Here is a 9,021-nt window from a genome sequence, read left to right as displayed (position 1 = left end):
TGCGCCAGACTGAGCGGGCGCGGCGCTAACGGGAAGAAACAGCCATGACAGATAGCCGAAAGCCAGTATTCCTCGTCATTGGTGCAGGCGCTGGGATCGGCGGGAACGCCGCGATGCGCTTTGCCGCCGGTGGCTATCACGCGGTGCTAGCCCGGCGCAGCGACGCGGCGGGGTTGGCGAAAATGGTTGGCCAGATCGAGGCGGCGGGCGGGTCTGCCACTGGCACCCTGCTGAACGCAGCCGAAGACGGCACGATCGAGGAACTGGTCGAACGCACCGAACGGGATATTGGCCCGATCCAGGCCGCGCTCTACAACCTCGGCGCGCAGATCGGGAACCGGACGCTCGATCAGACCCCGCACCGCATCTTCGAACTCGGCTGGCGGCTGGGCACCTATGGCGTCTTCCGCCTCGCCCATGCGCTGCTGCCGCAGATGGTAGAGCGCGCGAAAACCGGGGCGCATGGCACATTACTGGTCACCTCGGCGACGGCGGCGGTGCGCGGCAATGCCGGGCAGCACAGCCATGCCGCCGCGATGGGCGGGCGGCGGATGCTGTGCCAGACCCTCAACGCCGAATTTGCGCGGCAGGGCGTGCATGTTGCCCATGTCATCGTCGACGGCCCCGTCGATGCGCCTGACACGCTGGGCAAGCTGCTGGGCGACAGCTTCGATGCGTTCAAGGCTGGCAAGGGCCATGACGGCGTGATCGACCCGGCCGCGCTGGCGGAAACCTACTGGCACCTCGCCCACCAGCCGCGCAATTGCTGGAGCCACGAGGTCGATGTGCGCCCATGGACCGATGTGCCGTGGTGGAACGACAACCCCGACCCGCAGATCGACAGTGTCGGCAAGGGCTTTGCCGGGCCGCGATCAGATGAGGCGCGCTAGCCCCGCCATTCGCGCCGTTCTTCGGCGGCGCGCAGGACTTCGTAACTGGTCTGGATCAGCTGGAATTGCTTGGCCGCGTCGGCATCGCCGGGCTTCACGTCGGGATGTACTTCCTTGGCGCGTGCGCGGTAGGCTTTCTTCACCGCGTTGAAATCGGCATCAGCCTCCAGCCCCAGCACCTCCAGCGCGCGCATTTCGTCGGCCGAGCGCGAGCCATCGCCCGATCCCGCCCAGCCATAATGCGCGCTTTCGGCATAACCTGAGGATTCCTGCCGCTCGGCATGCGCGCGTTCTTCCTTCTCGGCCTTGTCGAGGCCTTCGAAGTAGTCCCAGCGGGAATTGTATTCAGCCGCGTGGCGCTGGCAGAAATACCACCGGTCGCGGCTGTTGGGGGCCTTGGGCGCGGGGCAATTGCCCGGTTCATCGCAGCCGTGGCGGTCGCAGATGCGCACATTGACCGCCTCTTGCGAAGCGCCATAGGGCCGCCAGCGCGGGAAGCCCCAGTCCATCGAACGGCGGGCGCGGGTCATGCGCTAAGCTCGGGCAGCAGGCTGGGCAGAATGTCGTTGGTCGATTGTCTCACGCGCTCAATCTAGGCGGCATGGCCGGGAAAGGAAAGGCGTGAGAATACGGGAACCAGTTGCAATGTGAAATGTTGCAATGCAAAACCACCCACGCCGCGCCGATCAATCCGGCGCGCAGGAAAGCCGAAGTGATGAGCCAGCAGTTAACCCTCTCCAGCCTGTTTTGCGTGCTTGCGCTCGCGGGGCTGTGCGTGGTCACATCACTGCGCGATCTGAGCGGGATAGATGCGCCGGTAATGGCCGAACAGGCCGAGCGTGCGCCCGGCCTGCTGCAAGGCTGACGATCAGTTGATAATGACGCTCGCCGCGCGGCGGTTCTGCGCATAGGCCGCCTCGTTTGAGGCCAGCGCCACGGGCCGTTCCTTGCCATAGCTCACCACCGAAATCCGGTTGGCATCCACGCCCAGGCTGACGAGATAGGCCTTGGCCGAATTGGCGCGGCGTTCACCCAGCGCCAGGTTGTATTCGCGGGTGCCGCGTTCATCGGCATGGCCTTCGATCGTGAAGGTGACCTGCGGGAAACGCGCAAAATACTGCGCCTGCGCCTGAAGCGCGGCGGCATCTTGCGAATCCACATTATAGCGATCCGTATCGAAGTAGATCGTGGTCGAAGACCCCACGGCCTGCGCGAAATGCGCCTGCGTGCCGGGCTGCGCGCCGGATGGCTGGGCGGGCATGGCCGGTTGGGTCGGCTGCGCGGTATCGGTCGGGGCAGGCGGCAGCACTTCGGGCGCTTTCTTGGAACAGGCGGCAAGGCCGGTGGCCGAAGCCAGCAAGAGGATCGTGGCAAGCTTGGTGTTCATCGCGCTTTTCCTTTCAGTCATCATCAGGGGCGGATCGGGCCCCAGGCGGGGTCGGAGGCATCAACCGGGGTCGGCAGGCGGCGTTCGTTCTGGCCGGTGAGATCGACCTGCCAAATCCCTGATCGTCCGGTGTTCCGCTCGGTGCGGAAGAACTGGATGATGCGGCCATTGGGGGCCCAGGTCGGGGCTTCGTCCTGCCAGCCGCGGGTCAGCACGCGCATATTGCCGCCGCCCGTGTTCATCACCGCGACGTTGAAATCGCCCGCGATCCGCGTGAAGGCGATCTGGTCGCCGCGCGGGCTCCATTCGGGCGTGGCGCAGCGCCCGCCAAAAAAGCTGATGCGCTTCTGGTTCTTGCCGTCCGCGTCCATGACATAGCATTGCTGGCTGCCCGAACGGTCGCTTTCGAACACGATCTTGGTGCCATCGGGCGAATAGCTGCCGCCCACGTCGATCCCCGGATTGTCGGTCAGCTTGATGCTTGCGCCGCCGGTCGCCGGCACGCGGTAGATGTCGGTATTGCCCGCCACCGCCATCGAATAGAGGATGTGCTTGCCATCAGGCGACCAGCGCGGGGCGATGGTGGGGTTGCGGTTCTCCGTCACCAGCGTCTGCTTGCCCGTGCCGATGTCATAGACATAGATGCGCGGATTGCCGTCGACATAGGAGAGGTAGAGGATCTTCGAATAGTCGGGCGAATAGCGCGGGGTGAGCGCGGTGGCGCTGCCCAATGTCAGGAAGCGGTGGTTCGCCCCGTCACTATCCATCACCGCAAGGCGCTTGACCCGGCGGTCCTTGGGCCCGGTCTCGGCGATATAGGCGATGCGGCTGTCAAAGAACGGGCTTTCGCCGGTCAGCCGGGAGAAGATGAGATCGCTGCACTTATGCGCCGCGCGGCGCCAGTCGGCAGGCGCGACGACCCAGCCTTCACGCACCAGCTCGCTCTGCAAGGCGACATCATAAAGGTAGCAGCCGACCACCAGCCGGCCATCATCGCGCGCGCGGACATAGCCGTGGACCAGCATTTCAGCGCCCTGCCCGCTCCAGGTGGGAAAGGCGGGCGCAGTGATCTGGGTGAAGCCGGGCTGCGGCAGGCTGTCGGGGCCGACCGGCTTGAACAGGCCATTATTGCGCAGGTTGGCGGTGATGACGCGGGCAACTTCGCGGCCCAGCGCACCGGTGCCGGCCTCGTTGGCGGGCGTCGCGCGCTCGCGGTCGGTGGCAAAGGCGGGGATCGCGATGCCGATGTCCTGCCATGCGCTTTCATCGGTGACAGTAAAGGAAATCCCCTCTTCCGCCTGCGCCTGCGAGGCATCGGTGGCGGTCGTTTCGACCGGAGCGTCATCGCCGATGGGCGCGCCCAGATCCTGCGCCATGAGGGACGCAGGGAATGCAGCGGTGACAAGCAGGGCGGCAAGCAAAGCGGGTTTCATCGTGATGTATTCCTGTCAAAACGGGCGCCCCGGACAGTCTTCCAGGCTTCGTAATATTCTTCGGGCAGCTTGAACGGCGCGGCAAGCTGCACCGCACGGATCGCATTTTCCGCGTGACGAGCCGCTTGTGCGCGGTTGGATTCGTTGACGCCGCTCTGGCTGCGCACCCGGGGGCGGCCTTTCAGGCTGCCATCGGGATTGAGATCGAAATCGACCAGCGTCACCAGCAGATCAACATCCACGCCCTGCGGCGCGGTCCAGTGCGGCTTGACTTGCCGGGCGAGCGCCTGCTGGATCGACGCCTTGGCGCTCGCACCGATCTGCGATGCGGGCGCGCGGGTTTCCTGCGTGGTGGTCGATGACCCGGCCCCGGCGAGGAAATCATCCCCGATCCGACTGCCGCCGCCGGTTCTGGCCGCAGGCTTGGGCGGGGTGGCAGCAGCCTGCCGGGGCGCGGCGCGTTCAGGCGCCGCGCGCTCGCGGGTGGGCACGGGCCGGGGGGCCGGCGTGCGGGCGGCGGGCTTGGGTTTGGGCAGGGTCGGCTGGGGCTGCACGGCAGGCTCCGGCCGCACAACCTCAGGCGCAGGGGCCGGTTCGTCAGACAGCGTCGGCGCAATCGCGGCGCGGCTTTCGGGCACAGGATCGGGCGCGGCTGCCTCCAGCCCCACCTCACTCGCAAGGCTGACCGTCATGCGTTCGGGAAAGACCGAAACCTCGCTGCGCACCGTTTGCATCAGCAGCACCGCCACCAGCGCGCCGTGCAGCACCAGCGCCGCGGCAAGGCCGACCTTTTCGTCGTTCCGGAGTGCAGGCTGCGCCATAACCCTGTCCCGACTATGGAGCCGAAACTGAACCATCGGTGACCAGCGAGATCGAGGTGAAGCCGGCTCGGCCCAATTCGCCCATCACCTGCATCACCCGGCCATAATCCAAACTGCGATCACCGCGCAGCACGACCAGCGGCTGCTCGCCGCCGCGGTCCAGCGCCTTCAACGCCGCCGGAAGCCCGCCAGCGGGCACAGCCGTATCCTCGATATAGATAATCCCTTCCCGGTCGATCGAGATCGTAATCTGATCGGGCTGCTCCTCAACCGGTGCGGCACGGCTTTCGGGCAGTTCTACCGGAACACCGACCGCAGGCAGCGTGACTGTGACCATGAAGATAATCAGCAGCACCAGCATCACATCGACCAGCGGCGTGACGTTGATCTCGGCCATCGCCGCGCGGCGGCTACGTTTGCTGCGGCGGCGGGAGGATACACCCATGCTCATTTTTGTTTTCCGCACGCCCGTCCGGGCGTGCGGTCCTCGCTAGACGCGCAGCAAAGCTGCGCCCGCTGCGGGCGGGCAGTCGCCCTTGCGACTGCTGCGCAGCCGGTTTCAGTGCGTATCATCATGCGCGGTCCAACTCGCGGCTCAGGCCCGTGTGGAGCTTGTCGGCGAAGCGCTGCAAGCCCGCCTCGTACCGGTCTACCGCCCCGCCAAAGCGGTTGTACGCAATCACGGCCGGGATCGCGGCGAACAGGCCGATGGCGGTGGCAAACAGTGCCTCGGCAATGCCGGGGGCGACCACAGTGAGGCTGGCGCTTTGCTGCGCGCCGATCTGGAAGAAGCTGTTCATGATCCCCCACACCGTGCCGAACAACCCGACAAACGGCGCGACTGATCCGACCGTGGCCAGAAAATTCAATCGCCCGGCCAGCGCGTCGGCTTCCTCGGCAACCTGGCTTTCCATCACGGCGGCGATGCGCTCGCGAGTGGCAGCGCGGTCGACCGGCTGCTTGGCGGTGGACTTGCGCCATTCATCAAGCCCGGCGGCAGCCACGCGGGCGGCAGGCACTTCTTTGCGCACCTGCTTGGTCAGCAAGCCCTCGCTGCCCTGATGCTCCCAGAACTCGGCCTCGTATTCCCGCGATTTCTTGCCCAGCGCGCCGATCCGCAGGCTGAAGGAGACGATGATCGTCCACACCCACACGCTGGCAAGGATCAGGCCAAGCATCACGGCCTGCACGATGATGTCTGCGGTCAGGAACAGTTCGACCGGGTCGAGCCGGGTGGGAGCAGCGGCGGCGGCGCTGAGCAGGGCGAGCGTCACAGGGTCAGGTATCCTCGTTCATGAAAGTCTGGAAAGCGGCCCGCCATGCGGCAGGCTGGCGGCGCGGGCGGCCATCGAGGGTGATGAAGCCGACCCTGAGGTGCGCTTCGCACAGCGGCTCGTCACCCCGGCGCGCAATCTGGTGCATCCGGCAGGACGCGGCGCCCAGTTCCGTGCAGCGGGTTTCGATTACCACGTCATCATCGAGCTTGGCCGGGCGCAAGTATTTGAGGTTCACTTCAGACAGGGCGTAAGCGCCCCCATCCCCTCCTTTGGCCCCGCTCTCAATCGCCGCGCGCTGATTAATGCCGAGCAGGCGTAACAGATCGCTGCGCGCGCGTTCAAACCAGCGCAGGTAATTGGCGTGGTAGGTGATCCCCGACAGGTCGGTATCCTCGTAATAGACGCGCACCGCATACAGGTGCCGCGCGCCATCGAGGACACCGCCGGGAGGGTTGGGAGAAATCATCAGGCGCCACCTAGCCTAGCGGGGAATCCCTGCAAAGCCGCGACATCGCGAATTGTCGATGAACGGCACTGGAACGCGGGTTAATCCGTATTCAGCGCCGCGCGATCATCGGGCCGAGCGGCTGCCCGCCGAAAATATGGACGTGGAGGTGCGGCACTTCCTGCCCGCCATGCTGGCCGATATTGGCGAGCAGGCGGTAACCGGGTTCGACGAGCCCCTTGGCGCGGGCCACTTCGCCCACCGCGCGCACGAAGCCGCCGATTTCGGCGTCCGAAGCCTTGGCGCTGAAATCATCCCAGCTGACATAGCGGCCCTTGGGGATCACCAGCGTATGCACCTCGGCCTGCGGGTTGATATCTTCAAAGGCGAAGGCCCAGTCATCCTCGTAGACTTTCTTCGCCGGGATTTCCCCGCGCAGGATGCGAGCGAAGATGTTGTTGTCATCGTAAGGCAGGGTCGGATCGATCGGCATGGGTTACTCCGTGCGGGCAGCTTTTTGAGCCCGGGCTTCTTTCTCAGCTATGCCGGACATGCCCTCGCGCCGGTCGAGTTCGGCAAGAACGCTGTCAATCGGCACGCCCTTTTCGGCGAGCAGCACCATCAGGTGAAAGAGCAGGTCCGCCGCCTCTCCCACCAGTTCGGCATCGTCGCCCGCCAGCGCGGCAATCACCGTCTCGGTCGCCTCCTCGCCGACCTTCTGCGCAATCTTGGCGAGGCCCTTGGCGTGGAGTTTCGCCACATAGCTTGTCTCTGGCGAGGCGGCGAGGCGCTGGACAATGGTGGCTTCGAGGCGGGTGAGAGTGTCTGACACTTGGCTCTTTCTCGTCATTGCGGGCGCCGCAGGCGCACGGCAATCCGCAGCGTTTCGCGTGCCGCTCCGGATTGGTTGGCCTTCGGCCGGCTTCGCTACCGCTACGCTCGCGATAACGAGAATTCAACCGCGCGCCGGAAGTCCCGCCGCGCGCAGCGCCGCGTGCGCCTCGGCGATGGTGTGCGTGCCGAAGTGGAAGATGCTGGCGGCCAGCACCGCACTGGCATGGCCTTTCACCACCCCGTCCACCAGATGGTCAAGGCTGCCCACCCCGCCGCTGGCGATCACGGGCACGCTGACGGCATCGGCAATCTCGCGGGTCAGATCGAGGTCGTAGCCCTTCTGCGTCCCGTCCCCGTCCATGCTCGTCACCAGCAATTCGCCAGCGCCAAGCCCTGCGACCTTCAGCGCATATTCGACCGCGTCCAGCCCCGTGGGCTTGCGCCCGCCATGCGTGAAAATCTCCCAATTGCCGCGCGGCGTGCGGCGCGCATCCACACTGGCGACCACGCATTGGCTGCCGAAGCGCGCGGCGATTTCGCCCACCAGTTCGGGCCGGGCGACAGCGGCGCTGTTCACCGCGACCTTGTCCGCGCCCGCCAGCAGCAGCGCGCGCGCATCATCGGCGCTGCGCACGCCGCCGCCAACCGTCAGCGGCATGAAGCAGACCTCTGCCGTGCGCCGCACCATATCGAGCAGCGTGCCGCGCCCTTCGTGACTGGCGGAAATGTCGAGAAAACACAGCTCGTCCGCGCCCGCCGCGTCATACGCCCGCGCCTGTTCGACCGGATCGCCCGCGTCCTTCAGATCAACAAAGTTCACGCCCTTGACCACGCGGCCATTGGCGACATCAAGGCAGGGGATGACGCGGATGCGGACGGTCATGGGGCTGTGCTTATGGTGACGGTCACTTCAGGCTCCTTGGGTGGGCAATCATCCCCGTCGCAATAGGTCTTGTCGCGCGCGGCATGGACGACAGCGGGCCACATGCAGCTGACGAAAAACGCCCCCGCCATGCCAAAAACCAGCCCATTCTTGCCAAAACGCGGCGCAAGGAAACGCTCCGCCAGCAAGGCAAGGCCGAGGAAGACGACGATATTGATGAGCGCGATTTCCACCGTGCCCACCGTGATCCCGGCAAGGAAGGTGAGGCACAGGAAAAGAAAGCCCATCAGGCGCATGATTACACCCGATCGCCCATCGCAATCGCCGCGGCAAGATCAAGGCGGCCTTCATACAGCGCGCGGCCGGTAATCACCCCTTCAATCCCTTCATGCGCGTGGAGCGAAAGGATGTGGATGTCGTCCAGACCCTTCACCCCGCCGCTGGCGATCACCGGAATGTCGACGCGGCGGGCGAGATCGACGGTGGCTTCGATGTTCACGCCCTTCAGCAAGCCATCGCGCCCGATATCGGTGAACAGCAGGCTGGCAACGCCCGCATCCTCGAACCGGCGGGCAAGATCGGTGACGGGAACGTCGGAGACCTCGGCCCAGCCTTCGGTCGCGACCATTCCGTCCTTGGCGTCAACCGCGACGACGATGCCGTTTGCCCATTCACGCGCCATGTCTTTGACGAATTCGGGGTTCTTGAGCGCCGCCGAACCCATCACCACCCGCGCCACACCAAGGTTGAACCAGCCGGCCACCGCCGCTGCATCGCGGATCCCGCCGCCCAGTTGGACATGGCCGGGGAAGGCCTTGACGATCGCTTCGACAGCCTCGCGGTTGCGGCTTTCGCCCGCAAAGCTGCCGTCAAGATCGACCACGTGGAGATATTGCGCGCCCGCATCGGCAAAGATCAGCGCCTGCGCGGCGGGATCATCGCCGTAAATCGTGGCGCGGTCCATGTCGCCTTCGGCAAGGCGCACGACCTGGCCGCCCTTGAGATCGATGGCGGGAAAAACGATCATGCTATCGCCCCCTGCAAGGGGAGC

Annotated in this window: 14 protein-coding genes; 2 read left to right on the top strand and 12 right to left on the bottom strand. The window is 65.6% G+C overall.

All coding sequences use genetic code 11. The features are described 5' to 3' along the window. The first annotated feature begins 44 nt into the window (after positions 1-44). Positions 45-890, top strand: coding sequence for an SDR family NAD(P)-dependent oxidoreductase (locus C0V72_RS06775; RefSeq protein ID WP_101792543.1), 846 nt, complete (start codon positions 45-47; stop codon positions 888-890). Here C0V72_RS06775 and C0V72_RS06770 read toward each other — a convergent pair. Continuing rightward, on the bottom strand, positions 887-1,420 hold the full coding sequence (locus C0V72_RS06770; protein WP_101792541.1) for a J domain-containing protein: 534 nt from the start codon (positions 1,418-1,420) through the stop codon (positions 887-889). The two genes, C0V72_RS06775 and C0V72_RS06770, sit on opposite strands and share 4 nt — an antisense overlap. Positions 1,421-1,542: 122 nt before the next feature. Here C0V72_RS06770 and C0V72_RS06765 point away from each other — a divergent pair, with 122 nt between their 5' ends. Next, entirely contained in the window at positions 1,543-1,755 is a 213-nt protein-coding gene (locus C0V72_RS06765) for a hypothetical protein (RefSeq protein ID WP_101792538.1), read from the top strand. 3 nt (positions 1,756-1,758) lie between these two features. Here C0V72_RS06765 and pal read toward each other — a convergent pair whose 3' ends face one another. The 11 genes from pal to hisA form a co-directional block, all read right to left on the bottom strand. Next, positions 1,759-2,277, bottom strand: coding sequence for a peptidoglycan-associated lipoprotein Pal (gene pal / locus C0V72_RS06760; RefSeq protein WP_101792610.1), 519 nt, complete (start codon positions 2,275-2,277; stop codon positions 1,759-1,761). 23 nt (positions 2,278-2,300) lie between these two features. Then, entirely contained in the window at positions 2,301-3,710 is a 1,410-nt protein-coding gene (gene tolB / locus C0V72_RS06755) for a Tol-Pal system beta propeller repeat protein TolB (RefSeq protein ID WP_101792535.1), read from the bottom strand. Further along, entirely contained in the window at positions 3,707-4,531 is an 825-nt protein-coding gene (locus C0V72_RS06750; RefSeq protein ID WP_101792531.1) for an energy transducer TonB, read from the bottom strand. The genes tolB and C0V72_RS06750 overlap by 4 nt, the downstream gene beginning before the upstream one ends. Positions 4,532-4,544: 13 nt before the next feature. Next, positions 4,545-4,982 carry an ExbD/TolR family protein gene (locus C0V72_RS06745; RefSeq protein WP_101792528.1) on the bottom strand — a complete coding sequence of 146 codons (438 nt, stop codon included), beginning with the start codon at positions 4,980-4,982 and terminating at the stop codon, positions 4,545-4,547. A 121-nt stretch (positions 4,983-5,103) separates the two neighbouring features. Beyond that, positions 5,104-5,805, bottom strand: coding sequence for a protein TolQ (gene tolQ, locus C0V72_RS06740; RefSeq protein ID WP_101792525.1), 702 nt, complete (start codon positions 5,803-5,805; stop codon positions 5,104-5,106). 4 nt (positions 5,806-5,809) lie between these two features. Continuing rightward, positions 5,810-6,274, bottom strand: coding sequence for a YbgC/FadM family acyl-CoA thioesterase (locus tag C0V72_RS06735; protein ID WP_101792523.1), 465 nt, complete (start codon positions 6,272-6,274; stop codon positions 5,810-5,812). Positions 6,275-6,365: 91 nt separating this feature from the next. Then, on the bottom strand, positions 6,366-6,746 hold the full coding sequence (locus C0V72_RS06730; RefSeq protein ID WP_101792520.1) for a histidine triad nucleotide-binding protein: 381 nt from the start codon (positions 6,744-6,746) through the stop codon (positions 6,366-6,368). A gap of 3 nt (positions 6,747-6,749) precedes the next feature. Next, a complete protein-coding gene (locus C0V72_RS06725) occupies positions 6,750-7,103 on the bottom strand; it encodes a phosphoribosyl-ATP diphosphatase (RefSeq protein ID WP_101792518.1) in 354 nt (117 codons plus the stop codon). A gap of 105 nt (positions 7,104-7,208) precedes the next feature. Further along, positions 7,209-7,970, bottom strand: coding sequence for an imidazole glycerol phosphate synthase subunit HisF (hisF, locus tag C0V72_RS06720; RefSeq protein WP_101792515.1), 762 nt, complete (start codon positions 7,968-7,970; stop codon positions 7,209-7,211). Next, positions 7,967-8,266, bottom strand: a complete 300-nt coding sequence (locus C0V72_RS06715) for a hypothetical protein (RefSeq protein ID WP_101792514.1) — start codon at positions 8,264-8,266, stop codon at positions 7,967-7,969. The genes hisF and C0V72_RS06715 overlap by 4 nt, the downstream gene beginning before the upstream one ends. A gap of 2 nt (positions 8,267-8,268) precedes the next feature. Continuing rightward, positions 8,269-8,997, bottom strand: coding sequence for a 1-(5-phosphoribosyl)-5-[(5-phosphoribosylamino)methylideneamino]imidazole-4-carboxamide isomerase (gene hisA, locus C0V72_RS06710; protein WP_101792511.1), 729 nt, complete (start codon positions 8,995-8,997; stop codon positions 8,269-8,271). Between the last annotated feature and the right edge of the window lie 24 nt (positions 8,998-9,021).

Origin of the sequence: Porphyrobacter sp. TH134, assembly GCF_002855495.1 — a bacterium.
Lineage (GTDB): Bacteria > Pseudomonadota > Alphaproteobacteria > Sphingomonadales > Sphingomonadaceae > Erythrobacter.
Note: the sequence above shows the minus strand (reverse complement) of the source record. Positions and strands in the feature narration are given on the sequence as shown.